Here is a 24,465-nt window from a genome sequence, read left to right on the forward strand (position 1 = left end):
CTCAAACTCTCACTTACTGTATTTGTCGCCACATGATACGACGGCTGCCGCCGCCGGATTTTTCCACCAGCGTGGTCACGGTGCCACTGGAATCGTTGACGATCTTGCGCGTCGCACCGTTGACGATGGCGTTCAGGGTCGGAATCCCGCCGGTGAACACCACGCCGCTGGAAATCGTGTCGTTGCTGTCGACCACACCATCGGCGTTGGTATCGAGCACCGCATAGTTGAGCATCTTACCGCTGAACGCATCGAGTTCGACCAGTTTACCGGTGCCGAAACTGGCGCACGGGTCGGTGGTGTCGACACTGGCGGTGGTAAATACGATACGCCCAAGCACCAGGCTCGCCTGATTGATCACCCGTTCACCGGTCAGCACGTTGTTGTACACCAGCGGCAGATACCAGCCCTTCTCCCCCGGATAAGTCGTGTCGTTCTGGCTGGTGGTGATGAACTGCCCGGTGCTGCCGGAGAATACCCCGGTCACTGCCTGAGCCTGCAGACTGCTGACGGTCAACTGCCCGGAACCGCCGTCGGCATCCCATACCGAGTAGAACGCCTGCAAATCCTTGTTGGTCTTGTCGGCGGTCTCGTTGAATTTGCCGGTGCCGACGAAGATCTGTTTGCCCCCCAGCGAATTGTCCGCCAGCAGCGGCTGCGCGGTGATCGGCTGGGTCGCCCCGCCCGCCGTGGTAAACAGTGGCTTGCCGGAGAACGCTACACCCCAGCTGTCAGTCGACGTCGCGCTGAGGTCGAATTTCCACAGACGCCCTTTCAGATCACCGCCATAAGCGGCCTGCACCACGTTCGACGAATTGACCTTGAGCTTCACCGACGACAGGCCATTGATGGTTTCAGTGCTGTCGATCACGATTTTCTTGATCAGCGAGCCGTCACGCACATCCAGTACATACAACGCCGCCACACCGGAGTTGCTGCCATAGCCATTGGCGATGAACGCCGCCCAGCGACCATCGGCCAAGCGTGCCACTTCCGGCCGCGCATAGGCGTAACCCAGATCATTGAATGCGTTGGCGGTGTTCGCCGTGGCGGGCGCGCTGACTTCCCACAAGGCATTGAGCACATTGCCTGCGGACGCGTCGAACAGTTGCAGCGCGTAGAACGTTTTGCCGCCGGCACCGGTGCCGCCGATGGCCAGGGTTTTCCAGGCACTGTTGAGTTGCGCGTCATATACGCCAACCTGGCCGTCCACCAGAAACTTGTGGCTGACGCCATTGATGTAAGCCGGATCCGCAATCAGCCGCAGCGACGGCAACACGCTGGACGGCATGTAGGCATAGCGCCGGGTGCCGTTGGCCGAGTTGATCACGTTGACGAAACCGTCGTTGGCATTCACCACCAGACTCGAATTCATGTTCGCCGCTTTGGTGGTCAGGTACGTGGTGTAAGTGGTGTCACCCGAGAGGTCGGAAGCGGTTTTATCGCTGGGCGAAGCCAACACCAGCGGCGAGTTGATGATGTCGCCAAGCAATACGCTGCGCACTTTGAGCCCGGTCTTGTTGGTGCCCTTGCTCCACTCCACCAGATCGCTGCCGCTGATCCCCGTGGGCAGGCTCTGGCTCAGCGTGGTCTGCTGGGCTGCGGAAAAGTTGCCATAGGCCAGGGTGACCGCGGCGTTGCTGGTGGTGTTCCACGATTGATAGGTTGGAGCAGTGGCGCCCGGAACTATGGTGGTGTCGGTGGTCCACAGGGCTGTCGAAGTATTCACCGCGCCGGCCGAGGTGAAGCCGAAGGATTTGATCGTGCCGCGCCAGTCCTTGGGGTCGTAGCTGGTCTGGAAATAACTGGTGCCACTGGCCAGCGTGGTGCCGCTGGTGACCCCGCTGCCCCCGGAGCCGGCCTTGGAGGTGATGTCGCTCAAGGCCGAGGACAACGCGGTGTTGAGACCGGCGCTGTCGGTGGCCTGGTAATACTTGCCTTGTCCGTACGCAGCAGCATCCGAAAGCATGTCGTTGTCGGCAGTGAAACCGACGGTGTAGGTATTCATGTTCTGCTTGGGAAAATCCACGGCGTTCCAGCTTTTGCCTGCGGCGTCAGTCCCCGTCGAACGCATGTCGATATCGAAGGCGAATTTGGCAATGTCGTCCAGGTACAACGTGTCCCCTTCGTTGTCGCCATTGAGGTTGTTGCCGTCATTGTTGATGCCATCCCAGTTCGGCAACCGACTGCCGCCCAGCGGATCGTTGGTCGGGAAGGTGCGATCGTAGGTCGGCAGACCGTCGGTGATCACCACGCCGTAGTTCTTCTGGCAGCGGTACTGGATCGGGCTGGTATAGGTGGCCGGTGTGCTGTTGTAGTACGGCGCCATCCCGCGCATGTAGCGGGTGATTTCGTAGTAGGTTTCTGCCAGCGGCGTGTTGGCCACGGCGCCCAGGGCGTTGATCGAGGAAATCAGTGCGTTGTAGTTGGCGTCGGCCTGCGCCTGGGTCACGCTGCCGGACACCGGCGACAGGTCGCTGATGGCGCGGGCGATGTAACCGCCGTTGCCGGGGTTGTTGTTGGTGACCGGATTGAAGGTCGACAGCCCCATGCGCAAGGTACGGTTGCTGGTGACCAGCGCGGTGGATACGTTGCGCGCCACGTTGATCCGGTAGTCGTTGGGGATGGATCCGGTGGTGAAGTCGCGGTTGCTGCCGTTCGCCAGCCCCACCAGATAAGCGATGTAGTCTCCGGTGTAGCGGGTATTGCCATTGCCGACCGGGTCCGGCAGCTTCAGGCATTGCGGCACCAGGCTGTTGTTGTAGAACGCAAAGGCACCGCCGGAGCAACCGGCAGTCGGCAGGTTTGACAGAAACACCGGATCGCCGGTGATCGCTGTCGAACTCAGGCACAGCCCGAGCAACGCATTACACTGCCGGGCCGGTGTGCGCGTGACGCTCGGATCGAAGCCCGCCGCATAAATGATGCTGTTCATGCTGCCCGAATCATCGATCAGCAGCATCACGTTGGGCGGCACCGCTGCCGCGCTCAGCAGTGGCGAATCGGACGGCGTGAACGCATACGCCGGCGCTGCCAGATACAAACCCAGCAGCATCCCCGTCAATAGCGTCCGGCAGCGCTCAATACTTCGCATAGACGCTCTCCACCACGCTGCGCGAAGTGCCGGCGATACCGACTGCGGTCACTCGATACAGGGTCGCCGAGGTGTTGCTCGGCACGTTGACTGCGGTCAGGGTGGTGCCGATGTTCTGCACTCCATAAAAACCGTTGCCGGCGGCGATCCAGGTCACCCCCGAGGTCGAGTTGAGCCCCGCCGCGCTGACCACCAAAGACTCCGCCGGCGGCGCGCACTGGGTGGTGCTCGCGCACACGGCCAGCGAATAGCTGTCGAGCTGCACCGCACTCTCGCCAATGCGCAATGCCGCTTCGGCAGTCTGGAATGACTGATTGCGCAGACTGACACTGCCGGCCATTTTTTCCTGCAGGTTGGCGCTCTGCATCGACGACAGTCCGACCAGTGTCAGCACCAACAGAAACACCAGACTGACCAGCAACACCATGCCGCGCTGGGTTTGCCTCTGGTTGAACGTGATCCTCATCGGCCGGCCCTCACTGCAAGCGGTTGCGCAAAGCGGCAACCACGTTGAAGGTTTGATTGGCCACCCGGTTGTTCGGGTCGGCAAGGGTCAGGCTCAGTCGCACACTGCGGATGCGCGCCGGATCGCTGGGATTGGCGCTGTAGGAGGACGCCGCGACATCGGTGGCGGACGTCGCCAGGCCAAACATCACGGTGAACGCACTGACGTTGTTCACCAACACCTGTTGGGTCGGCGTGCCGCTGCCGGTGCCCATGAGAATCTGGTTGTTGCTGAAGCTGTAGATCAACCGACGGATCGGAAAGGCGATCTGCCCGCTCGCCGCAGCGCGCGACCCGGTGTAAGCCGTGGCGCTGTTGCGACAATCGGAAACCACCGTCCAGGTCGGTGTGCCGCCACTGCCGCCGACGTCGGCGGTAACCAGCGTCAGCTTGAGGTTGCTGTTGTCCCAACTGATCGGGGTGATCTGCGCCGCATTGAAATCCCCTGCCGAGCTCGCGTCGGTAATCGTGCCCAGACAGCCGAACATGCCAACCATGCGCAGCTCCTGAATCATCTTGCTCAGGACGAAGCGCGCGTCTTCCTGCATGGCTGCAGCGGTGTTCTGACTGACGTAAGTGTTTTTTGCGGCCAGAAATGTCTGCACCACTCCAAGTACGATGATCAGCCCCAGTGCCAGGGCGATGAGCATTTCGATCAGGCCGAAACCACGGCTGTAATGCTTCATGGCGTGGCCACCGGATCGACTGTGGCGCGACTGCTCAGGACAAAATTGCGCGTGGTGCCGGTGGCATTCGCCGCCCGCGAGTCATTCCAGTTGATGGTGATGGTGTACACCCGCTGATTGAGGGTGATCGTGCCGGTGGCGGTCGGCCCGCCAAAATTGACGATGTTGGTGGTGAAATCGTAGAGGTCCTGATCGCGGGCGACACTGAGGTTGCCCGAAGTCGGCGGCGTCACCGTGTAATCGGCAGCGGAATTGGCGCGGATGCGGTCCATCATGTCGTAGGCGATGAAACTCGCCTGACTGGTCATCCGCGAGCTGTCGGTATATTTCAGTGCATTCACCTGAACGGCTGCCGCGCCCAATATGCCGACGGTCAGAATCAGCAACGCGACCAATACCTCGATCAGCGACATGCCCTCCTGTGCCTGTTTGCTCCCTGCCCTCATCCGCAACTTCCACCCGATTGAATTCGTCCGTTCAGACACACGTTCAGCGTCCTGCTTTGCGTTCCCAGCACGTAACTGATGACCACCGCCGTCGACGGCGCCGCCAGCCCCCCCAGATTATTGAAATCCAGTGCGCTCACTCCTGAGGGTAGCGTCAGAGTCGCGCCGCTGCTCATTGCTGGAACAACCCGCAATACATTCGCCGAAGTGCCAGTACCGTCGTAAACCGACAACTCGCCGGTCCACACGCTGCCACCGGCGCTGGGGCGCAAGCGTGTGGTCACGCCGCGATCAATCGCCTCCAGCCGCGCATAGTTGATGGCGCGTTGCAGGTCGCCCATTTCGGTGTCGGCCTTGCTGCTCTGGATCGAGCGGGTGAACCCCGGCACTGCCAGGGTGATGAGGATCACCAGCACGGCGACCGCGGCCAGCAGTTCGGGCAGCGTGAAACCTTTTGTACGATGATCCATCGATGCCCTCCGTTGCCGTCGGCTATACCTGCTTCTACAAACTAGAACATTCAACCGGCCTGCGTCGGTTGATTTGCCCTGCCCGGCGAAAAGGATCGCGCCGGGCTTCATGCTCCACGGAGGGAGTTGTCATGCCGCAACAGGGTTTCAGCCTGATCGAATTGCTTATGGGACTGGCGATCGGCGCGATTGTTCTATCGCTGGTCAGTCCGGCGTTCGCCGCCTTCACCGAGTCGGCTCATCGCGATCTGGCGGCGCGGTCACTGCTCGAGGGCATTCGCAACGCGCGCACCCAAGCCATCACGCGCAATCAGAGCGTGGTGATCCATGGCATCGAGGGCGACTGGAGTCAGGGTTGGCGGATCATTCTGGATATCAGCGGCAAAGGGGTGCAGGACAGCAGTAATCCTGTACTGATGGAGCATTCCAGCGACGGGCGGACACCGATCGTCGGCAACTGGCTGGTCAGTCGTTATGTGCGATTCAGCAGTCTGGGACAACCACTGATGCCCGGGCGGGCGTTTCAGGCAGGGACGTTACATGTCTGCTCGGCACGCGAGCCGGTCAGCCAGCTGCAGGTGGTGCTGGCGGCAACCGGTCGGGTACGCCTGACCAGCGCAAAGGCTGAGCAGGCGTTGTGCCTGAAGACGAAGAACGTCAGATCGAACGCACGCGCAGCTCTTTCGGCATCGAGAACGTGATGTTCTCTTCGCGGCCGGCCAGCTCATCGGCACCGGTCGCGCCCCACGCCTGCAACTGCTGGATCACGCCGCGCACCAGCACTTCCGGCGCGGAGGCCCCGGCGGTGATGCCGATGCGCTCGACACCGTCGAACCAGCTCTTCTGCAGGTCTTCGGCGCCGTCGATCAGGTAGGCCGGCGTGGACATGCGCTCGGCCAGTTCCCGCAGGCGATTGGAGTTGGAGCTGTTCGGGCTGCCCACCACCAATACCACGTCGCATTCGTCAGCCAGTTGCTTGACCGCGTCCTGACGGTTCTGCGTGGCGTAGCAGATGTCGTCCTTGCGCGGGCCACCGATGGCCGGGAAACGTGTGCGCAGGGCATCGATCACACGACTGGTGTCGTCCATCGACAGGGTGGTCTGGGTCACGAACGCCAGTTTTTCCGGGTTACGCACCTGCAGTTCGGCCACGTCTTTCTCGTCTTCGACGAGGTAGATCGCGCCGCCATTGCTGGCATCGTACTGGCCCATGGTGCCTTCGACTTCCGGGTGACCGGCGTGGCCGATCAGGATGCACTCACGGCCGTCGCGGCTGTATTTGGCGACTTCGATGTGCACCTTGGTGACCAGCGGACAAGTGGCGTCGAAGACCTTCAGGCCGCGGCCTGCGGCTTCGCTGCGCACGGCCTGGGATACGCCGTGGGCACTGAAGATAACGATGACGTCGTCCGGCACCTGATCCAGTTCCTCGACGAAGATCGCGCCACGACTGCGCAGGTCTTCGACCACGAACTTGTTGTGCACCACTTCATGACGCACGTAGATCGGCGGCCCGAAGACTTCCAGGGCGCGGTTGACGATTTCGATCGCCCGGTCCACGCCGGCGCAGAAGCCACGGGGGTTGGCGAGTTTGATTTGCATGCTGTGCCTCGTGTCTTGCGCGCGAAATAAATTTACGTCCTGCTGATCGAGCACATTGCTCAAATACAGCAAAAATCCAATGTGGGAGCGGGCTTGCTCGCGAAAGCAGTGTGTCAGACAACGTCTATGTTGAATGTCAGTCAGCATTCGCGAGCAAGCCCGCTCCCACCATTGTTCTGCGATGTACTCAGATCGCTTTGACGCTGATGATCTCGACGTCAAAGGTCAGCGTCTTGCCAGCCAGCGGATGATTGAAGTCGACGGTCACTTGCGCGTCGTCGAACGCTTTCACCACACCCGGCAACTCAGTATTGGCCGCATCGTTGAAGATCACCAGCAGACCCGGCGACAGTTCCATGTCGGCAAACTGCGAGCGCGGGATGATCTGTACGTTTTGCGGGTTCGGCTGGCCGAAGGCGTTTTCCGGCTCGACGGTCAGCGTACGCTTGTCGCCGGCCTTGAAGCCGAACAGTGCCGCTTCGAAACCCGGCAGCAGGTTGCCGTCGCCGACCTTGAAGGTCGCCGGGGCCTTGTCGAAGGTGCTGTCGACGGTGTCGCCGTTCTCCAGGCGCAATGCAAAGTGCAAAGTGACTTCCGTGTTCTGGCCGATGCGTTGCTCAGCCAATAACTGTTCAGTCATGAACGGCTTCTCCGGTTTTCTTCGATTTGAACATGTCCAGTGCCAGCATCACCGCACCAACGGTGATGGCGCTGTCGGCGAAGTTGAACGCCGGGAAATACCAGCGGTTCTGCCAGTGCACCAGAATGAAGTCGATCACATGGCCCAAGGCAATGCGGTCATACAGATTGCCCAGCGCGCCGCCCAGCACCAGCGCCAGCGCGACGGCCAGCCAGGTTTCGTTACGGCCCAGACGTTTGAGCCAGACCACCAGCACCGCACTGACCACGATCGCGATCAGGGCGAACAGCCAGCGCTGCCAGCCGGAGCTGTCAGCCAGGAAGCTGAAGGCAGCGCCGGTGTTGTAGGCCAGCGTCCAGCTGAAGTAATCGGGAATGATCACGATCTGCTGGAACATTTCGAGCTTGTTTTCGAAGTAGAACTTGCTGGCCTGGTCGATGACCAGAACCAGCAAACTCAACCAGAGCCAGCTCAACCGTCCGAAACGGCCAACGGCGTTAGGCATAGTGACGAACCTCGCCGGCGCCATCGATGTTGTCCACGCAACGGCCGCAGATTTCCGGATGCTCCGGGTTCACGCCGACGTCTTCGCGGCAGTGCCAGCAACGGGCGCACTTCGGGAAGGCCGACTTGACGATCTTCAGTTTCAGGCCGCTGACTTCGGTGGCTACCGCGTCCGCAGGGGCTTGAACGAAAGGCGCCACGCTGGCAGTCGACGTGATCAAGACAAAGCGCAGCTCGTTGCTCAGCCTGGCCAGGTCGGCGCTCAGCGCCTCCTCGGCGAACAGCGTCACTTCGGCTTGCAGGTTGCCACCGACGGCTTTGGCCGCACGCTGGATTTCCATCTCTTTGTTGACCGCAACCTTCACTTCCATGATGCGATCCCAGTACTCGCGACCCAGCTCAAAGCCTTCCGGCAGCTCGGTCAGACCTTCGTACCAGGTGTTGAGCATCACCGATTCGTTGCGCTCGCCCGGCAGGTACTGCCACAGCTCGTCAGCGGTGAAGGCGAGGATCGGCGCGATCCAGCGCACCAGCGCTTCGGAGATGTGGAACAGCGCGGTCTGGCACGAGCGACGGGCCTTGCTGTCGGCGCCGGTGGTGTACTGGCGGTCCTTGATGATGTCGAGGTAGAAACCACCCAGCTCCTGCACGCAGAAGTTGTGGATCTTCGAATAGACGTTCCAGAAACGGTATTCGCCGTAGTGCTCTTGCAACTCGCGCTGCAGCAGCAGGGTACGGTCAACGGCCCAGCGATCCAGCGCCAGCATGTCTTCAGCCGGCAGCAGGTCGGTGGCCGGGTTGAAACCGGTCAGGTTGGAAAGCAGGAAGCGCGCAGTGTTACGGATGCGACGATAGGCGTCCGCGCTGCGTTGCAGGATCTGCTCGGACACGGCCATCTCGCCGGAATAGTCGGTCGAAGCGACCCACAGACGCATGATGTCGGCGCCCAGGGTGTCGTTGACTTTCTGCGGCGCGATCACGTTGCCCAGGGATTTGGACATCTTGCGGCCGGACTCGTCGACGGTGAAGCCGTGGGTCAGCAGCTCGCGGTATGGCGCATGGTTGTCGATGGCGCAACCGGTCAGCAAGGACGAGTGGAACCAGCCACGGTGCTGGTCGGAGCCTTCCAGGTACAGGTCGGCACGCGGGCCGGTCTCGTGGCCCATCGGGTGCGAACCGCGCAGCACATGCCAGTGGGTGGTGCCCGAGTCGAACCAGACGTCGAGGGTGTCGCTGATCTTGTCGTACAGCGGCGCTTCGTCGCCCAGCAGTTCGGCGGCGTCGAGCTTGAACCAGGCTTCGATGCCTTCGACTTCCACGCGCTTGGCGACTTCCTCCATCAGCTCAACGGTGCGTGGGTGCAGCTCGCCGCTTTCCTTGTTCAGGAAGAACGGGATCGGCACGCCCCAGTTGCGCTGACGGGAGATGCACCAGTCCGGACGGTTGGCGATCATCGAGTGCAGGCGCGCCTGGCCCCAGGCCGGAACGAACTTGGTGTCTTCGATGGCTTTGAGCGAGCGTACGCGCAAGGTGTCGCCGCTGACCGGCTCCTTGTCCATGCCGATGAACCACTGCGCGGTGGCGCGGTAGATCAGCGGGGTCTTGTGACGCCAGCAGTGCATGTAGCTGTGTTCGATGACGGTGGTGTGCATCAGCGCACCGACTTCGGTCAGTTTTTCGACGATGGCCGGGTTGGCCTTCCAGATGAACTGGCCGCCGAAGAATTCCAGCGACGGCACGTACACACCGTTGCTCTGTACCGGGTTGAGGATGTCATCGTTGACCATGCCGTACTTCTTGCAGGTCACGAAGTCGTCCACGCCGTAGGCCGGGGCAGAGTGAACCACACCGGTGCCGGCGCCCAGTTCCACATAGTCGGCCAGGTAAACCGGCGACAGACGGTCGTAGAACGGGTGGCGGAAGTTGATCAGTTCCAGCGCCGAACCTGGCGCGGTGGCCAGTACGGTGCCTTCAACGCCGTAACGGGTAAGGCAGGATTCAACCAGCTCTTCAGCCAGGACCAGCAGCTTGTCGCCGATATCGACCAGCGCGTAGTTGAATTCCGGGTGCACGTTCAGCGCCTGGTTGGCCGGAATGGTCCACGGGGTGGTGGTCCAGATCACGATCGAGGCAGGTTTGCCCAGCGACGGCAGACCGAACGCGGCGGCCAGTTTGGCTTCGTCGGCGATCGGGAAGGCCACGTCGATGGTCGAGGACTTCTTGTTCTCGTACTCGACTTCGGCTTCGGCCAGGGCCGAACCGCAATCGAAGCACCAGTTCACAGGCTTGAGGCCCTTGAACACGAAACCGCCCTTGACGATTTCGGCGAGGGCGCGGATTTCCCCGGCCTCGTTTTTGAAGTCCATGGTCTTGTACGGGTTGGCGAAGTCGCCCAGCACGCCGAGACGGATGAATTCGGTCTTCTGCCCTTCGATCTGCTCGGTGGCGTAGGCACGGCACAGCTCGCGGGTCTTGTCCGCGCCCAGGTTCTTGCCGTGGGTCACTTCAACCTTGTGCTCGATCGGCAGGCCGTGGCAGTCCCAACCCGGAACATACGGCGCGTCGAAACCCGACAGGGTCTTCGAGCGGATGATCATGTCCTTGAGAATCTTGTTCAGTGCGTGACCGATGTGGATCGTGCCGTTGGCGTACGGAGGGCCGTCGTGCAGGACGAACTTCGGACGATCCTTGCCAATCTCGCGCAACTTTCCGTACAGGCCAATACTGTCCCAGCGCTGCAGGATCTGCGGTTCGCGCTGTGGCAGGCCGGCCTTCATTGGGAAGGCGGTGTCCGGAAGGTTTAGCGTGGCTTTATAGTCGGTCATTTAAGGCTCTTCATTAGCGATGGGCGCTAGGTGCGGCTAGTGCACGGGCGGCGGCGACATCCGCGTTGATCGCCGTTTTCAGTGCCTCCAGAGAGGCGAAACGCTGCTCTTCACGCAGCTTTTGGTGGAAAACCACCGTCAGACGCCGGTCATACAGATCGCCGGCAAAATCCAGTAGATGAACTTCAAGGTGGGCTTTGCCATCACCTTGGACCGTGGGCCGCACGCCGATATTGGCGACACCGGGCCAGGTCTTGCCGTCGATGTTCACGTCCACCAGATACACCCCGGTGAACGGTACGCGACGACGCTTGAGTTGAATGTTGGCAGTGGGCGTACCCAGTTGCCGGGCCAGTTTCTGGCCGTGCAGCACGCGACCGGCGATCCGGTACGGGCGGCCGAGCAGGCGTTCGGCCAGGGCAAAATCGGCGGCGGCCAACGCGTTGCGCACCTGCGTGCTGCTGACGCGAATGCCGTCCAGCTCGACGGTTTGCGCGGCTTCTACGGTAAAACCGTGAACCTGACCGGCCTGCAGCAGAAAGTCGAAATCGCCGAGGCGGTCACAGCCAAAGCGGAAATCGTCACCGACTTCCAGATGCTGCACGCCCAGGCCATCCACCAGGATGGTATCGACGAACTCACTGGCGCTGAGCTTGCTCAGACGCTGGTTGAACGCCAGGCACAACACCCGGTCGACGCCTTCGGCGGCCAGCAGTTGCAGCTTGTCGCGCAAGCGGGCCAGACGCGCCGGCGCGGTCTCCGGGGCGAAAAATTCCCGCGGCTGCGGCTCGAAAATCACCACGCAGCTGGGTACGCCCAACTCGAGCGCACGCTCACGCAGCCGGGCCAGGATAGCCTGGTGACCACGGTGAACACCGTCAAAGTTGCCAATAGTGGCGACGCAGCCCCGATGCTGGGGGCGCAAGTTGTGGAGGCCTCGAACCAGCTGCATAACGCGCTTCTTGCTCATAAAGTGGTCGATTATAACCACACCCGACGGTCGACGACAGGCAACACCGTAACGCAAAGTGATCGAGCCGACAAAACCGCCGGCCCGAGCCCGTTTATAAAGGGTGAAACCTCAGCTCAACGCCTTGCGATTGAAGTCGCGCAGGCGGAACCCGAGCAGCAGAAGCATACCGAAATACGCCACAACCCCCGCGACCACCAAAGCACCCAGTCGCAGGAAGCGCTCCAGCATGTGCCCCTGATCCCAGGCCGGCATGAAGTGCATCCCCAGCAGCAACACTGCCGACATTACCGCCACCGCCACCACAAGCTTGAAGCCGAACAGGTACCAGCCCGGTTGCGGCTGATACATCTTTTGCTTGCGCAGTTGATAGAACAAGAGCCCGGCATTGAGGCAGGCACCGGCACTGATCGCCAGCGCGAGGCCGGCGTGAGCCAGCGGGCCGATCAATACCAGGTTGAACAATTGCGTGCAGACGAGGGTAAAGATCGCGATTTTTACCGGAGTCCGGATGTTCTGTTGCGCATAGAAGCCCGGCGCCAGCACTTTGATCACGATAATCCCGAGCAGACCGACAGAATAGGCAATCAACGCACGCTGGGTCATGGAGGCATCAAACGCACTGAACTGACCGTACTGGAACAGGGAGACGGTCAGCGGCTCAGCGAGAATCCCCAGCGCCAATGCACATGGCAGCACCAGCACGAAGCACAGACGCAGACCCCAGTCGAGGATTCGCGAATATTCATGGCGATCCTTGCTCGCGTAGGTCTTGGCCAGGGTCGGCAGCAAAATGGTGCCCAGTGCCACACCGAGCACGCCGGACGGCAGCTCCATCAAACGGTCGGCGTAATACATCCACGACACTGAACCGGCTACAAGGAACGAGGCAAAAATGGTGTTGATGATCAGCGAAATCTGGCTGACCGAGACACCGATGATCGCCGGCAGCATTTGCTTCATCACCCGCCAGACCCCGGTATCACGCAGGTTCAGGCGTGGCAGCACGAGCATGCCGATCTTTTTCAGGTGTGGCAGTTGGTAAAGCAATTGCGCCAGACCACCGGCCAGCACCGCCCACCCAAGGGCCATGACCGGAGGATCGAAATACGGCGTCAGGAACAGTGAAAACACGATCATGCTGACGTTAAGCAGAGTCGGCACGAAGGCCGGCACCGAAAAACGGTTCCAGGTGTTGAGAATCGCCCCGGCCAGCGAGGACAGGGAAATCAGCAATATATAAGGGAACGTCACCCGCAGCAGGTCGGACGTAAGCTGGAATTTTTCCGGCGTGTCGGCAAACCCCGGCGCCGTGGCCCAGATCACCCACGGTGCGGCGATCATGCCCAGCGCGGTAACCAGCGCCAGCACCAGTGTCAGCAGACCGGACACATAAGCGATGAAGGTACGGGTCGCCTCTTCACCCTTCTGGCTTTTGTATTCCGCCAGAATCGGCACGAAGGCCTGCGAGAACGCACCTTCGGCGAAGATGCGTCGCAGCAGATTGGGCAGTTTGAAGGCAATGAAGAAGGCGTCCGTCGCCATGCCGGCGCCGAATGTGCGAGCGATGAGCGTGTCACGGACAAACCCCAGAATCCGGGAAAGCATCGTGATAGAGCTGACAGCGGCCAACGATTTGAGCAGATTCATTGAAGGAATTTGTGCCTGTCGATAAACAGCAGGCGAACAATGCGCCCACTTGTGCGATACTCCGCGCCGCAACAGCACAGAGCCAAAGCTCGCGAGTTTACAGGTCAAGCGCCGGAAATAAATATCCCGCCTCTTTATACCTACCACTTAGCGGAACGTTTCAAGCGCCCTTGACAAGACATCTCTTCATCGGCATGATTCGCGGCCTATTTTGTTTGCTATTTCCTAAAAAGTCTTTCGAGGAGCTCGACGGTGGCCAACTCACCTTCCGCCAAAAAACGTGCAAAACAGGCTGAGAAGCGTCGCAGCCACAACGCCAGCCTGCGTTCCATGGTTCGTACCTACATCAAGAATGTAGTTAAGGCCATCGACGCAAAAGACGCTGAAAAAGCTCAAGCTGCATACGTTCTGGCTGTGCCAGTTATCGACCGTATGGCCGATAAAGGCATCATCCACAAGAACAAGGCTGCTCGTCATAAGAGCCGTCTGAATGGCCACGTCAAGGCACTGAAAGAAGCTGCTTAATCGACGTAGTCATTAAAAAACCGACCTTAGGGTCGGTTTTTTATTGCCTGCGATTTGGTGAGCACGACAAAAAGTGGGAGCGGGCTTGCTCGCGAATGCAATCTGTCAGCCGACATCACTTGCGACTGACACGACCCTTTCGCGAGCAAGCCCGCTCCCACATCTGGATTTGCTGTGTTATTGCTGGACAGGCACCCACGGCACAATCGGAATCGCGGTGACCGCATTCTGCGGGCTACCCTCAATCACGCGATCGCTGTAGACCAGGTACACCAGCGTATTGCGCTTCTTGTCGAGGAAGCGCACCACCTGCATGGTCTTGAACACCAGCGAAGTGCGCTCCTTGAACACCTCATCACCATCCTTCAGCTCGCCCTTGAACTTGATCGGGCCGACCTGACGGCAGGCAATCGACGCCTCGGCGCGATCCTCGGCCAAACCCAGCCCACCCTTCACCCCACCCGTTTTGGCGCGAGACAGGTAGCAGGTCACGCCATCGACCTTCGGATCATCGAAAGCCTCGACTACGATCCGGTCATTCGGACCGACGAACTTGAATACCGTCGACACCTGACCGATTTCCTCGGCCGAGGCCAGCAATGGCAACGCCATCAGCAGACCCAACAATCCTTTTGCCATGCGCATCGCGTTTTTTTCCTTAGACCAGAATCAGGTTGTCACGGTGAACCAGCTCCGGCTCAGCCATGTAGCCCAGCACGCCGACAATCGCATCCGACGACTGACCGATGATTTTTTGCGCCTCAAGCGCACTGTAGTTGGCCAGGCCACGGGCGATCTCACGTCCATCCGGCGCCACGCAAACCACCATCTCGCCACGGCGGAAGCTGCCCTGCACCAGCTTGACACCAACCGGCAGCAAACTCTTGTTGCCCTGGGACAACGCCGACACCGCCCCCTCGTCCAGCACCAGTGTGCCCCGAGTCTGCAGATGCCCGGCCAGCCATTGCTTGCGCGCCGCCAGCATGCCGCGCTCAGGCGACAGCAAGGTGCCAATGCGCTCGCCAGCCTTCAGGCGATCGAGCACTCGCTCCAGACGACCGCCGACGATGATCGTGTGCGCCCCGGAGCGGGCCGCCAGACGCGCCGCACGCAACTTGGTCTGCATGCCGCCGCGTCCCAGCGCACCGCCCGTACCGCCCGCCACCGCATCAAGGGCCGGATCATCGGCGCGCGCTTCGTAGATCAGCTGCGCATCAGGGTTATTGCGCGGATCAGCATCGAACATGCCGTCGCGATCGGTGAGGATCACCAACAGATCCGCCTCGACCAGGTTGGCCACCAGCGCCGCCAGCGTGTCGTTGTCACCAAAACGGATTTCGTCGGTGACCACAGTGTCATTTTCGTTGATCACCGGGATGACTTTCAGCTCGACCAAAGCGCGCAGCGTACTGCGGGCATTCAGATAGCGCTTGCGGTCGGACAGGTCGTCGTGGGTCAGGAGAATCTGCGCAGTGTGCCGGCCATGCTCGGCAAAGCTCGACTCCCAGGCCTGCACCAGCCCCATCTGGCCGATTGCAGCAGCAGCCTGGAGTTCATGCATCGCACTGGGTCGTGCGGTCCAGCCCAGTCGGCTCATGCCGGCAGCCACTGCACCGGAAGACACCAGCACCAGCTCGACACCCGCCTCATGCAGGGCAACCATCTGCTCAACCCAGACACCCATTGCCTTGCGATCCAGCCCCTTGCCGTCCGCCGTCAGCAAAGCGCTGCCGATCTTCACGACCCAACGCTGCGCACCTGTCACCTTGCTCCGCATCATCTTCAACCTTGGCTTGAGGGCAGCGCGACCTGGCACTGCCCGTGACGTTATTCGTGGCTACCAATCTCCAGATACCAAAACGCCGCTCGATTGAGCGGCGCCTTTGTAGCCGGCGTGCGAAGGATCATAACACCGCACCCCGACCGCGATCCTCAGCACAGCAAAAGATCGCAGCCTGCGGCAGGAATCAGTCACGCACGTAAATGATTTCCGGACCGTCTTCGTCGTCCACATCTTCTTCGTCCCAGTCATCGTCGCCGATGTCGTGGACCGATTTCACGCCGCTGCGACGCAGGGCACGCTTGTCATCCAGCGCCTGCAACTGGGCACGGGCTTCGTCTTCGATGCGCTGATCGAGATCGGCCAGCTCTTCCTTGTACGCCGGGTCGTTGGCCAGGCGATCGGCACGATCTTCCAGATAACGCATGATGTCGCGCGTCAGACGCTCAGTGCCTTCTTTGGCGATGGCCGAGATCACGTAGACCGGGCCTTCCCACTGCAGGCGATCAACGATCTCCTTGACGCGCTCTTCGTGCTCTTCCTCAAGGATCTGGTCGCACTTGTTCAGCACCAGCCAGCGATCACGCTCAGCCAGCGACGGGCTGAATTTGACCAGTTCGTTGACGATCACTTCGGCTGCGTCCGGTGCGCTGGTGTCATCCAGCGGCGCCATGTCGACGAGGTGCAACAGCAGACGCGTACGCGCCAAGTGCTTGAGGAAGCGAATACCCAGGCCAGCACCGTCGGAAGCGCCTTCGATCAGACCCGGGATGTCGGCAATGACGAAGCTCTTCCAGCGGTCGACACTGACCACACCGAGGTTCGGCACCAGCGTGGTGAACGGGTAGTCGGCAACTTTCGGCTTGGCCGCCGACACCGAACGGATAAAGGTACTTTTACCAGCGTTCGGCAAGCCCAGCAGACCAACGTCAGCCAGCACTTTCATTTCCAGTTTCAGGTCACGCTGCTCACCCGGCTTGCCCGGCGTGGTCTGGCGTGGCGCACGGTTGGTACTGGATTTGAAACGGGTGTTACCCAGCCCGTGCCAGCCGCCCTGCACGACCATCAGTTTCTGGCCGGCCTTGGTCAGGTCGCCGATCACTTCCTGGGTGGCCGAGTCGATCACGGTGGTGCCGACCGGCACACGCAGGATCAGGTCTTCACCCTTCTTGCCGGTGCAGTCGGTGCTGCCACCATTGGAGCCACGTTCAGCATCGAAGTGCCGGGTGTAACGGTAATCGACCAGGGTGTTGAGGTTTTCGTCGGCCATCATGTAGATGGAACCGCCGTCACCGCCATCACCGCCGTTCGGACCACCGTTCTCGATGAACTTTTCCCGACGGAAACTCATGGCGCCATTGCCGCCATCACCAGCCTTTACGCGAATCGATACTTCATCAACAAACTTCATAACCAACGCCTCTCGCCATACGGACGAGCCGAAAAACAATCAAGACATAAGACTCTTGCAAAAATGAGCGCAGCGACCCCAAACACGACCCGCATCGCACGCCGACAGCCCATACAAACAGTTTTGCAAGAGACTCACCCCACAAACGAAAAAGCCCCGTCGCAAGACAGGGCTCTTCCAGCGATCTCGCGATTAAGCCGCGACAACGCTCACGTAACGACGACCGAAGGCGCCTTTTACTTCAAACTTGATCACGCCTTCGATTTTGGCGAAGAGAGTGTGATCTTTACCCATGCCAACGCCGTAGCCAGCGTGGAATTGGGTGCCGCGCTGACGCACGATGATGTTGCCGGCCTTGATGACCTGGCCGCCATACATCTTCACGCCAAGGCGTTTGGCTTCTGAGTCGCGACCGTTACGGGTACTACCACCAGCTTTTTTGTGTGCCATGAGTTCAATTCTCCTAGTGAGGAATTAGGCTGTAATTAAGCCTGAATACCGGTGATTTTGATCTCGGTGAACCACTGGCGGTGGCCCATACGCTTCATGTGGTGCTTACGGCGACGGAACTTGATGATACGGACTTTATCGTGACGACCTTGGGAGATCACTTCAGCCTTGACGGTTGCGCCAGCAACAACAGGTGCGCCGATGTTCACGTCGTCGCCATTGGCGACCAGCAGAACGCGGTCAAAAGTCACGGATTCGCCAGTGGCGACTTCCAGTTTTTCGATCTTCAGGTATTCACCTTCAGCGACCTTGTATTGCTTACCGCCGGTAACGATTACTGCGTACATGGTATTTCTCCGATAATCCTGCTCACCCAGCTCTTTATAAGAAGAGGTATTGGCTGGCATGGCTGCATGGGGCTGGAACGGCCCAAGTGCAATTGCGTAAGGCAGGTGCTGCCCAGGAAGTTCAGGGTGCGCGATTGTACGCAAGCCGCGAGAGTCACGCAAGTGGCCGTCCATCGCGCCTTGACAGGCCCCGGTGTGGGTCCTAGCATGCCGCGCAACCCTTCTGGAGCAACTGTCGCTGATGCAACCCCAAGCTTTCTACCGCGCGGTGGCGGACGATTTTAGCGCCGTCGACGGCATCATCAAGAAGCAGCTGACTTCCCGAGTGCCGCTGGTATCGAAAATCGGCGATTACATCACCTCGGCCGGCGGTAAACGCCTGCGTCCTTTATTGGTGTTGCTGTGTGGCAAAGCCCTGGGCCGCGAAGGCGATGACCTGCGTCTGCTCGCCGCCACCATCGAATTCCTGCATACCGCGACCCTGCTGCATGACGACGTGGTCGACATGTCCGGCATGCGCCGTGGCCGTTCGACCGCCAACGCCATGTGGGGCAATGCCCCGAGCGTGCTGGTCGGCGACTTCCTGTACTCGCGCTCGTTCGAAATGATGGTCGAGCTGGGTTCGATGCCGGTGATGAAGATCCTGTCCCAGGCCACCCGCATCATCGCCGAAGGCGAAGTGTTGCAGCTGTCCAAAGTGCGCGACGCCAGCACCACCGAAGAAACCTACATGGAAGTCATCCGCGGCAAGACCGCGATGCTCTTCGAAGCCTCTACCCACAGCGCTGCCGCACTGGCCGGTGCCACTGCCGAGCAGAGCGAAGCCCTGCGTACCTTCGGTGATCACCTGGGCGTGGCGTTCCAGCTGGTCGACGACCTGCTGGATTACAAGGGCGACGCCGAGACTTTGGGCAAGAACGTCGGCGACGACCTGGCCGAAGGCAAGCCGACCCTGCCATTGATCTACACCATGCGCGAAGGCACGCCGGAACAGGCTGCACTGGTGCGCCAGGCGATCCAGAAAGGCGGGATCGAAGACCTGGAAAGCATCCGCATCGCCGTGGAGGCTTCGGGCTCGCTGGAATACACCGCACAACTGGCTCGCGATTACGTGGCCCGTGCAATCAAGTGCCTCGACGCGCTGCCGGCCAGCGAATACCGCGATGCGCTGGTGGAACTGAGCGAGTTTGCGGTCGCCCGTACGCACTGATACCGCTGAAGCAAGATCAAAAGATCGCAGCCTTCGGCAGCTCCTGCACAATCATCGGTAGGAGCTGCCGAAGGCTGCGATCTTTTGCTTTTGGCTCCATCAAAGGCTAAAACCCTATACAATGTGCGACTTTTAGCGATCCCCTACCAAGGAGCCTTAGTGAGCACGTTGCCACCCTGCCCGAAATGCAATTCCGAATACACCTACGAAGACGGTGCCCAACTGATCTGCCCTGAGTGCGCCCACGAGTGGTCGGCCAATGGCGAAGCCGAAGTGGCGTCCGATGATGCCGTGAAGAAAGATTCGGTCGGCAATGTGCTGCAGGACGGCGACACCATCACCGTGATCAAGGACCTGAAAGTCAAGGGCACCTCGCTGGTGGTCAAGGTCGGCACCAAGGTCAAGAACATCCGCCTGTGCGATGGCGACCACGACATCGACTGCAAGATCGATGGCATCGGCCCGATGAAGCTCAAATCCGAGTTCGTCAGAAAAGTCTGATCCCGCCGTCATCCATCCCGCGCTCGGCGTGGGATGGAGCTTCGCCCTCCCCGTTTTGCTCCCGCACATTCGCGTAATAGCCAGACGCCAGCCGATTTGACCTTACGCAATCTTTACCCACAAAAAATCGCAATCCGCCAATAGGCGCTTGCTATTTGACGAATAAGAATTATTCTCATTGAAACCTTTCAAGGAGATGAGAACCATGACTTATTTGATCGACGCCTGGCTGGATCGTCCACACCCGTACCTCAGAATCCTGCATCGGGAAACCGGGGAAGTCTGCGCGGTACTGGAGGAAGAAGCCCTGCACGAGTTGCAGGATCAAGGCGATCTGGACGTCAGCAGCCTGAATTCCAGCGAGCCACTGGTGCTCAAGGAGCTGGTGCGCAATCTGTTCCTGTTCTGCTATGCCCGGGCCTTGCGCCCGACCAGTGAACTGCATCACAAGATCGAAATATGAGTAGCGCGGTAAAACTGTGGGAGCCAGCCTGCTGGCGAAAGCGGTGTGTCAGGAAACGAATGGATTGCCTGAAAGGACGCCTTCGCGAGCAAGCCCGCTCCCACATTATTGACCTGTCACAGGGACAGGCCGGGCATTACAGAACGTCCAGCAGCTCGACGTCGAATACCAGAACGCTGTGCGGCGGAATGCTGCCAACGCCTTGAGCGCCGTAAGCCAATTCGCTCGGCACGTACAGGCGCCATTTGCTGCCGGCATTCATCAGTTGCAGGGCTTCGGTCCAGCCGGCGATCACGCCGCCTACCGGGAATTCTGCTGGCTGGCCGCGATCGTAGGAGCTGTCGAACACAGTGCCGTCGATCAGCATGCCGTGGTAGTGAGTACGCACGGTGTCTTCACGGGATGGCTTGGCGCCTTCGCCCTGGGTCAGCACTTCGAATTGCAGACCGGAAGCCAGGGTGGTGATGCCTTCTTTCTTGGCGTTTTCAGCCAGGAACGCACGGCCTTCGCCGGCGGCGGCTTCAGCCTTGGCAGCGGCTTCGGCTTGCATGATCTCGCGGATCACCTTGAAGCTGGCGGACATTTCTTCCTGGCCAACACGGCTTTCCTTACCGGCGAATGCGTCGGTCAGGCCGGCCAGGATAGCGTCCAGGCTGACACCCGGTGGCGGGTTGTCGCGCAGCTGGTCACCCAGCTGACGGCCGATGCCGTAGCTGACGCGGGTTTCGTCGGTGGACAGATTTACTTCGGACATGACACTGCTCCGCTGTGCGGACGGCCACAAGACTTGCCGTGCGTGCACAGCGCGTCCCGGCGCGCCCGGAACCTAAAAGGGCGAGCAGACTAGCACAGATGCCCAGCGATGGCGCGCAACGCCTACAGGGCCGAACGCCAGGCCAGCGGCACTTTCAGGCTTTCCTCGCCACTGGCGCCCAGGCCACACATTTCATCGTGTACCGAGGTGTGGACGAGGTTGAACGGCAGCACCGGAAAGTTATGCAGCAAATCCCGCGCATGCTCCACCGAACGCAGCTTAAGCATCTCGCCCTTGGGGTCACTCAACGGATACGCCGCCCCGTGCATCCGCGCTTCGAGCAGGTAGATCCCGCCCTCCATGGAGATCAGGTTCAGCTCATCGACCTTTCTGGCAATGGCAAACGCATTCAGCTCTTGCAGGTTCATGAACGCACCTCATGCGGTGGCGAGCGAAGAGATTTACAGGGATATGCCCGCGCGCACCAAAGCACAAGCCACAAACGACACCGCCCGTCTGTTTTGCAACAGCCGGGCGGTGTTTTTTGCAGCGTTCAGTCAATGATCAGTGCTTGGTGAGCTTGTCCAGATAGCCCATGGCAAACGCCGAGATCACGAAGGTCATGTGGATGATCACGTACCACATCAGGTGCTCGGGATCGACGTTCTTGGCGTCCATGAAGATGCGCAGCAGGTGGATCGAGGAAATCGCCACGATCGACGCCGCCACTTTCATCTTCAGCGACGAGGAGTCCATGGTGCCCAGCCAGCTGAGCTTCTCTTTGCCTTCGTCGATGTTCAGCTCGGACACGAAGTTTTCGTAGCCGGAAATCATCACCATCACCAGCAGGCCGCCCACCAGCGCCATGTCGATCAGCGACAGCAGCACCAGGATCAGATCCGACTCGGCCATCGAGAACACGTTGGGAATGACGTGAAACACTTCCTGGAAGAATTTCAATGCCAGCGCCAGCAGCCCTAGGGACAGCCCGATGTAGATCGGCGCCAGCAGCCAGCGCGTGGCGTACATTGCATTTTCGATAAAGCGTTCCATTGACTCTCACACGATAAGGATTGAAATCGGCGGCGAGTATACCAGCCGCCCGTGACAGCCAGAAACCGCCCGGCTCGCACCGCCAATCACCGCCACCTGCGTGTGTATGTGATTTTTTTTCTGCTACTGTCCAAACCATTGACCGCCTAGCGAAAGTGGACAGGACGACTGGAAATGGATGTGCGATTGCCGATGATGACTGCCGGAATTTGCCTCGCTCTATTGCTGGGCGGCTGCTCTCCCGGCGATGAGAAAAAGCCTTCGGTAAGCCTTGAAGCAAAAACGGCAACCTTCGAACATTCGCTGGATGCCATCGCCGACCCGAAACTCAAGGATGCCGTGTCCGAGTTGGGCGGTTCGCTGTTGCTGCTCGAACGCGCGCAGCTCAAACTCGACAGCACACCGCTGAAAACCGTCTACGGCGAAGACACCCTCGGCATCCTCAAGCACTACCCTTCCCCGCAGGCGCTGGTCGATACCTTTATCAACGGGCTGTTCGTGCTGCACAAGGACGCCAGTTCCGACTACCTCACTGACCTGCAACCGGTGTTCCCCTTCAACCTCAACATTCCCGGCGGTTTCCTGTTCCCGCATGGCGTGGAATGGCAGTCGGTGACGCTGAGCAACAAACGGGTGATCGCCTATCAGCCGGAGTGGTCGGAAACCGACCCCGGCATCCAGTTGAGCCCATCCAGCTCCAACGTCACCAACCCCGACGACCTGACCGTGACCTACCCGTTCATCGAGGGTCTGGATGTGGACAGGAAGAGCCAGCCGCAACCGGTGAGCCTGCAAGGCAAAGTGGAAGTCATCGCGCCGCGCCGCCTGTTCAGCTTCAACCTGAGCCAGAAGGACGTCGGCCAGACCCGCACCGACGACAACCTCAGCGTCACCCTGCTGAAGCTTGCAAAAAACTACGCCGAAGTCGAATTCAGCAATAGCCAGCCACTGGCTCCAGAGGTCGAAGGCGCGCAACTCAATCCGCTGATCGTTCAGGCCCGCGACACCAGCGGGCAATACCTGGTGCGCGCCGGTTCGATCAATGAGAGCCCGGCGCAAGTCGACTTCTACGAAAAACAACTGGCGAAACTGCAACAACAGAAAACCTGGAACGAGGCCCTCGAAAAACAGTTGGAGGACGATCAGCACGCCTTCGAGCAACAGCACCCGCGCCGTTACAACAAGGTCTACTTCAATGGCCCGATCGATACCCTGGAAGTCAGCGTGCTCGATTTCTCATCAGCGACCGTCACCCGCAAGGCGCTGGATCTGCCGGTACGCACGTTCAGCCAGCACACCACGGAAAAAACCGTCCAGCCGCTGGATCCGGCGGTGGTGGTCTATGACGATCTGGCGCCCAACTGGCTCAAGGGTGCAGACCTCACCGAGGAAGAATTGAAGGCCGGCATCCGCATTCATCAATCCGTGGAGGACCCCAGCGCAGCGCGCATCGAGTTTTCCCACCGGCGCACCTTCAACGATGAACTGCTGGGCGATGACTTCAACCCGGGCGACAGTCCGGTCACGTTCTTCACCGAAAAACGCAGCGGCAAACTCGACGAGCCGATCGAACTGCCACCCGAGGCGTATCAGGTCGATCCGCTGCAGGCGACCATCACTTACGATTTGAACCTGTTCCCGGAAACCCCGGCAATTGCCGTGGGCTCGATGCCGTTGTTTCTCGCAACCGTGGACAAGAAAACCTACGACGCCAAATCCCTGCCCAAAGGCCTGGAGATCAGGAACAACATGTTGGTGGTGGATCTGAAACTGTTCCCGGCCAACGCCTGGCGATTCTTCGTCAAGGACGACAGCGGCAACTACCTGAAACAGATCCTCTCGGTCAGTCATGACGCGAGTGGGCAAGGCCCGGCGCTGTTCGGCGTGCATTACTTCTATGGCCGTCCAACGCAGGTGGAGACCTATCAGCGAACCGACCTCAATACCGTGCAATACGGCTTTGAGGTCAAGCTCGACAAGGCGCAGATGCCCGACACGGAGCCGTGATGGCGCCTAGTGGTCGAACACGCCGACCGTACGCCCACGCCCGCCGTTGATCTGGCGCAGCTGGGCTTGCAGGTGCAGGCTCCAGATCTGCGGATCGTCGGCCAGTTCGTAGCCGTGCATCGTCAGGCTTTCAACAATGGTGTCGAGAATCGACTCGGCGGCGACCGGCCCATGAAACGGGCCCTGAGCCTTGATGGCGGAAGGTTGTTCACCGGCCATGCCGGCGGCGAAGAGCAAGGTCCACATGCCGTTATCGCCGGCCAACGGCTTGATGGCGCATTCGATGCGGGTGACAAGACCCAGGCATTGACGGGTGAGGCAGAGGTTGCGCGACATGGCGGCGACCCTCGGTAAAGCCTGTATTCAGCCTTCACGCGAAGGCTGTTTCGATCCAGTGATACTGTCGATGTCCTTGAGCTGAGAATAGAAGAAAAGTCCGCCGCGCAAGCCGGATGGAACCAGAAGGCGCCGAATGGTCATTGTGTGAATATTGACGCCAGAGTAGTGGCACTTTTCACGGAGTTCACCGCAAAACCCAATATGGAAAACAACTGTGGGAGGGGGCTTGCTCCC

26 protein-coding genes are annotated in these 24,465 nt (G+C 60.0%); 6 read left to right on the forward strand and 20 right to left on the reverse strand.

The genetic code is table 11. The annotated features are described in order from the left end of the window. Positions 1-13: 13 nt before the first annotated feature. The 5 genes from DBR18_RS12285 to DBR18_RS12305 are packed head-to-tail and all read right to left on the reverse strand — an operon-like array spanning position 14 to position 5,200. Entirely contained in the window at positions 14-3,094 is a 3,081-nt protein-coding gene (locus DBR18_RS12285) for a pilus assembly protein (protein WP_108590513.1), read from the reverse strand. Continuing rightward, on the reverse strand, positions 3,081-3,560 hold the full coding sequence (locus tag DBR18_RS12290; RefSeq protein WP_108590514.1) for a PilX N-terminal domain-containing pilus assembly protein: 480 nt from the start codon (positions 3,558-3,560) through the stop codon (positions 3,081-3,083). Before DBR18_RS12290 ends, DBR18_RS12285 begins: the two co-directional genes overlap by 14 nt. Positions 3,561-3,570: 10 nt before the next feature. Further along, positions 3,571-4,284 carry a PilW family protein gene (locus DBR18_RS12295; RefSeq protein WP_108590515.1) on the reverse strand — a complete coding sequence of 238 codons (714 nt, stop codon included), beginning with the start codon at positions 4,282-4,284 and terminating at the stop codon, positions 3,571-3,573. After that, the gene (pilV, locus tag DBR18_RS12300) at positions 4,281-4,730 is read right to left on the reverse strand and encodes a type IV pilus modification protein PilV (RefSeq protein WP_108590516.1); all 450 of its coding nucleotides are present in this window, start codon (positions 4,728-4,730) and stop codon (positions 4,281-4,283) included. The genes DBR18_RS12295 and pilV overlap by 4 nt, the downstream gene beginning before the upstream one ends. Beyond that, positions 4,727-5,200, reverse strand: a complete 474-nt coding sequence (locus tag DBR18_RS12305; protein WP_108590517.1) for a GspH/FimT family pseudopilin — start codon at positions 5,198-5,200, stop codon at positions 4,727-4,729. The genes pilV and DBR18_RS12305 overlap by 4 nt, the downstream gene beginning before the upstream one ends. 131 nt (positions 5,201-5,331) lie before the next feature. Between DBR18_RS12305 and DBR18_RS12310 the strand changes: the two genes are divergently transcribed. Further along, the gene (locus DBR18_RS12310; RefSeq protein WP_108590518.1) at positions 5,332-5,901 is read left to right on the forward strand and encodes a GspH/FimT family protein; all 570 of its coding nucleotides are present in this window, start codon (positions 5,332-5,334) and stop codon (positions 5,899-5,901) included. Here DBR18_RS12310 and ispH read toward each other — a convergent pair. From ispH to murJ, 6 genes are all read right to left on the reverse strand, one after another. Further along, complete coding sequence (gene ispH, locus DBR18_RS12315) at positions 5,858-6,802, reverse strand: 4-hydroxy-3-methylbut-2-enyl diphosphate reductase (RefSeq protein ID WP_108590519.1); 945 nt, start codon at positions 6,800-6,802, stop codon at positions 5,858-5,860. The two genes, DBR18_RS12310 and ispH, sit on opposite strands and share 44 nt — an antisense overlap. 187 nt (positions 6,803-6,989) lie before the next feature. Further along, a complete protein-coding gene (fkpB, locus tag DBR18_RS12320; protein ID WP_177482376.1) occupies positions 6,990-7,427 on the reverse strand; it encodes an FKBP-type peptidyl-prolyl cis-trans isomerase in 438 nt (145 codons plus the stop codon). Positions 7,428-7,434: 7 nt separating this feature from the next. Then, complete coding sequence (gene lspA / locus DBR18_RS12325; protein WP_003228341.1) at positions 7,435-7,947, reverse strand: signal peptidase II; 513 nt, start codon at positions 7,945-7,947, stop codon at positions 7,435-7,437. Further along, the gene (ileS, locus tag DBR18_RS12330; RefSeq protein ID WP_108590521.1) at positions 7,940-10,771 is read right to left on the reverse strand and encodes an isoleucine--tRNA ligase; all 2,832 of its coding nucleotides are present in this window, start codon (positions 10,769-10,771) and stop codon (positions 7,940-7,942) included. The genes lspA and ileS overlap by 8 nt, the downstream gene beginning before the upstream one ends. A 13-nt stretch (positions 10,772-10,784) precedes the next feature. Next, the gene (gene ribF / locus DBR18_RS12335) at positions 10,785-11,723 is read right to left on the reverse strand and encodes a bifunctional riboflavin kinase/FAD synthetase (protein WP_177482375.1); all 939 of its coding nucleotides are present in this window, start codon (positions 11,721-11,723) and stop codon (positions 10,785-10,787) included. Positions 11,724-11,852: 129 nt separating this feature from the next. After that, positions 11,853-13,391, reverse strand: a complete 1,539-nt coding sequence (gene murJ, locus DBR18_RS12340; protein WP_108590523.1) for a murein biosynthesis integral membrane protein MurJ — start codon at positions 13,389-13,391, stop codon at positions 11,853-11,855. Between the two features lie 252 nt (positions 13,392-13,643). On the opposite strand from murJ, the gene rpsT reads away from it, so the two are divergent. Then, positions 13,644-13,916: a 30S ribosomal protein S20 gene (gene rpsT / locus DBR18_RS12350; protein ID WP_003228351.1), complete on the forward strand. Its 273-nt coding sequence runs from the start codon at positions 13,644-13,646 to the stop codon at positions 13,914-13,916. Between the two features lie 177 nt (positions 13,917-14,093). Here rpsT and DBR18_RS12355 read toward each other — a convergent pair whose 3' ends face one another. The 5 genes from DBR18_RS12355 to rplU all read right to left on the reverse strand — a co-directional run bounded on the left by DBR18_RS12355 (position 14,094) and on the right by rplU (position 17,904). Beyond that, positions 14,094-14,561: a CreA family protein gene (locus tag DBR18_RS12355; protein ID WP_003228353.1), complete on the reverse strand. Its 468-nt coding sequence runs from the start codon at positions 14,559-14,561 to the stop codon at positions 14,094-14,096. Between the two features lie 13 nt (positions 14,562-14,574). Further along, positions 14,575-15,693: a glutamate 5-kinase gene (gene proB / locus DBR18_RS12360; protein ID WP_025108783.1), complete on the reverse strand. Its 1,119-nt coding sequence runs from the start codon at positions 15,691-15,693 to the stop codon at positions 14,575-14,577. Between the two features lie 190 nt (positions 15,694-15,883). After that, the gene (cgtA, locus tag DBR18_RS12365) at positions 15,884-17,107 is read right to left on the reverse strand and encodes an Obg family GTPase CgtA (RefSeq protein ID WP_108590524.1); all 1,224 of its coding nucleotides are present in this window, start codon (positions 17,105-17,107) and stop codon (positions 15,884-15,886) included. A 192-nt stretch (positions 17,108-17,299) separates the two neighbouring features. Beyond that, positions 17,300-17,557: a 50S ribosomal protein L27 gene (gene rpmA, locus DBR18_RS12370; protein WP_003228360.1), complete on the reverse strand. Its 258-nt coding sequence runs from the start codon at positions 17,555-17,557 to the stop codon at positions 17,300-17,302. A 35-nt stretch (positions 17,558-17,592) separates the two neighbouring features. After that, positions 17,593-17,904: a 50S ribosomal protein L21 gene (rplU, locus tag DBR18_RS12375; protein ID WP_003228361.1), complete on the reverse strand. Its 312-nt coding sequence runs from the start codon at positions 17,902-17,904 to the stop codon at positions 17,593-17,595. 241 nt (positions 17,905-18,145) lie between these two features. On the opposite strand from rplU, the gene DBR18_RS12380 reads away from it, so the two are divergent. From DBR18_RS12380 to DBR18_RS12390, 3 genes are all read left to right on the forward strand, one after another. Continuing rightward, positions 18,146-19,114, forward strand: coding sequence for a polyprenyl synthetase family protein (locus DBR18_RS12380; RefSeq protein ID WP_007963807.1), 969 nt, complete (start codon positions 18,146-18,148; stop codon positions 19,112-19,114). A gap of 159 nt (positions 19,115-19,273) precedes the next feature. Further along, the gene (locus tag DBR18_RS12385) at positions 19,274-19,615 is read left to right on the forward strand and encodes a zinc ribbon domain-containing protein YjdM (protein WP_003228364.1); all 342 of its coding nucleotides are present in this window, start codon (positions 19,274-19,276) and stop codon (positions 19,613-19,615) included. A gap of 205 nt (positions 19,616-19,820) precedes the next feature. Further along, positions 19,821-20,078: a hypothetical protein gene (locus DBR18_RS12390; RefSeq protein WP_105708368.1), complete on the forward strand. Its 258-nt coding sequence runs from the start codon at positions 19,821-19,823 to the stop codon at positions 20,076-20,078. Between the two features lie 136 nt (positions 20,079-20,214). On the opposite strand, the gene DBR18_RS12400 is transcribed toward DBR18_RS12390, so the two are convergent. The 3 genes from DBR18_RS12400 to DBR18_RS12410 all read right to left on the reverse strand — a co-directional run bounded on the left by DBR18_RS12400 (position 20,215) and on the right by DBR18_RS12410 (position 21,885). Next, the gene (locus DBR18_RS12400; protein ID WP_007963802.1) at positions 20,215-20,832 is read right to left on the reverse strand and encodes an FKBP-type peptidyl-prolyl cis-trans isomerase; all 618 of its coding nucleotides are present in this window, start codon (positions 20,830-20,832) and stop codon (positions 20,215-20,217) included. A 122-nt stretch (positions 20,833-20,954) separates the two neighbouring features. Further along, positions 20,955-21,260 carry a DUF6482 family protein gene (locus tag DBR18_RS12405; protein WP_108590526.1) on the reverse strand — a complete coding sequence of 102 codons (306 nt, stop codon included), beginning with the start codon at positions 21,258-21,260 and terminating at the stop codon, positions 20,955-20,957. 136 nt (positions 21,261-21,396) lie between these two features. Then, positions 21,397-21,885: a TIGR00645 family protein gene (locus DBR18_RS12410; protein ID WP_007963798.1), complete on the reverse strand. Its 489-nt coding sequence runs from the start codon at positions 21,883-21,885 to the stop codon at positions 21,397-21,399. Between the two features lie 174 nt (positions 21,886-22,059). Here DBR18_RS12410 and DBR18_RS12415 point away from each other — a divergent pair, with 174 nt between their 5' ends. After that, the gene (locus DBR18_RS12415; RefSeq protein ID WP_108590527.1) at positions 22,060-23,892 is read left to right on the forward strand and encodes a hypothetical protein; all 1,833 of its coding nucleotides are present in this window, start codon (positions 22,060-22,062) and stop codon (positions 23,890-23,892) included. Positions 23,893-23,898: 6 nt separating this feature from the next. Here DBR18_RS12415 and DBR18_RS12420 read toward each other — a convergent pair whose 3' ends face one another. Next, a complete protein-coding gene (locus DBR18_RS12420; RefSeq protein WP_007963794.1) occupies positions 23,899-24,228 on the reverse strand; it encodes a hypothetical protein in 330 nt (109 codons plus the stop codon). Positions 24,229-24,465 lie beyond the last annotated feature (237 nt).

It is taken from the genome of Pseudomonas sp. HMWF021 (assembly GCF_003061005.1).
Taxonomy (GTDB): Bacteria; Pseudomonadota; Gammaproteobacteria; order Pseudomonadales; family Pseudomonadaceae; genus Aquipseudomonas.

What these genes read in the sequence shown, in the direction of transcription:
- ileS (WP_108590521.1), bottom strand. Translation starts at nt 10,771, where the DNA reads ATGACCGACTATAAAGCCACGCTAAACCTTCCGGACACCGCCTTCCCA.
- DBR18_RS12410 (WP_007963798.1), bottom strand. Translation starts at nt 21,885, where the DNA reads ATGGAACGCTTTATCGAAAATGCAATGTACGCCACGCGCTGGCTGCTG.
- DBR18_RS12295 (WP_108590515.1), bottom strand. Translation starts at nt 4,284, where the DNA reads ATGAAGCATTACAGCCGTGGTTTCGGCCTGATCGAAATGCTCATCGCC.
- DBR18_RS12420 (WP_007963794.1), bottom strand. Translation starts at nt 24,228, where the DNA reads ATGTCGCGCAACCTCTGCCTCACCCGTCAATGCCTGGGTCTTGTCACC.
- DBR18_RS12405 (WP_108590526.1), bottom strand. Translation starts at nt 21,260, where the DNA reads ATGAACCTGCAAGAGCTGAATGCGTTTGCCATTGCCAGAAAGGTCGAT.
- rpmA (WP_003228360.1), bottom strand. Translation starts at nt 17,557, where the DNA reads ATGGCACACAAAAAAGCTGGTGGTAGTACCCGTAACGGTCGCGACTCA.
- DBR18_RS12310 (WP_108590518.1), top strand. Translation starts at nt 5,332, where the DNA reads ATGCCGCAACAGGGTTTCAGCCTGATCGAATTGCTTATGGGACTGGCG.
- rplU (WP_003228361.1), bottom strand. Translation starts at nt 17,904, where the DNA reads ATGTACGCAGTAATCGTTACCGGCGGTAAGCAATACAAGGTCGCTGAA.
- ribF (WP_177482375.1), bottom strand. Translation starts at nt 11,723, where the DNA reads ATGCAGCTGGTTCGAGGCCTCCACAACTTGCGCCCCCAGCATCGGGGC.
- DBR18_RS12285 (WP_108590513.1), bottom strand. Translation starts at nt 3,094, where the DNA reads ATGCGAAGTATTGAGCGCTGCCGGACGCTATTGACGGGGATGCTGCTG.
- proB (WP_025108783.1), bottom strand. Translation starts at nt 15,693, where the DNA reads ATGCGGAGCAAGGTGACAGGTGCGCAGCGTTGGGTCGTGAAGATCGGC.
- DBR18_RS12380 (WP_007963807.1), top strand. Translation starts at nt 18,146, where the DNA reads ATGCAACCCCAAGCTTTCTACCGCGCGGTGGCGGACGATTTTAGCGCC.
- DBR18_RS12290 (WP_108590514.1), bottom strand. Translation starts at nt 3,560, where the DNA reads ATGAGGATCACGTTCAACCAGAGGCAAACCCAGCGCGGCATGGTGTTG.
- pilV (WP_108590516.1), bottom strand. Translation starts at nt 4,730, where the DNA reads ATGAGGGCAGGGAGCAAACAGGCACAGGAGGGCATGTCGCTGATCGAG.
- DBR18_RS12355 (WP_003228353.1), bottom strand. Translation starts at nt 14,561, where the DNA reads ATGCGCATGGCAAAAGGATTGTTGGGTCTGCTGATGGCGTTGCCATTG.
- DBR18_RS12305 (WP_108590517.1), bottom strand. Translation starts at nt 5,200, where the DNA reads ATGGATCATCGTACAAAAGGTTTCACGCTGCCCGAACTGCTGGCCGCG.
- DBR18_RS12390 (WP_105708368.1), top strand. Translation starts at nt 19,821, where the DNA reads ATGACTTATTTGATCGACGCCTGGCTGGATCGTCCACACCCGTACCTC.
- murJ (WP_108590523.1), bottom strand. Translation starts at nt 13,391, where the DNA reads ATGAATCTGCTCAAATCGTTGGCCGCTGTCAGCTCTATCACGATGCTT.
- DBR18_RS12415 (WP_108590527.1), top strand. Translation starts at nt 22,060, where the DNA reads ATGGATGTGCGATTGCCGATGATGACTGCCGGAATTTGCCTCGCTCTA.
- lspA (WP_003228341.1), bottom strand. Translation starts at nt 7,947, where the DNA reads ATGCCTAACGCCGTTGGCCGTTTCGGACGGTTGAGCTGGCTCTGGTTG.
- cgtA (WP_108590524.1), bottom strand. Translation starts at nt 17,107, where the DNA reads ATGAAGTTTGTTGATGAAGTATCGATTCGCGTAAAGGCTGGTGATGGC.
- DBR18_RS12400 (WP_007963802.1), bottom strand. Translation starts at nt 20,832, where the DNA reads ATGTCCGAAGTAAATCTGTCCACCGACGAAACCCGCGTCAGCTACGGC.
- ispH (WP_108590519.1), bottom strand. Translation starts at nt 6,802, where the DNA reads ATGCAAATCAAACTCGCCAACCCCCGTGGCTTCTGCGCCGGCGTGGAC.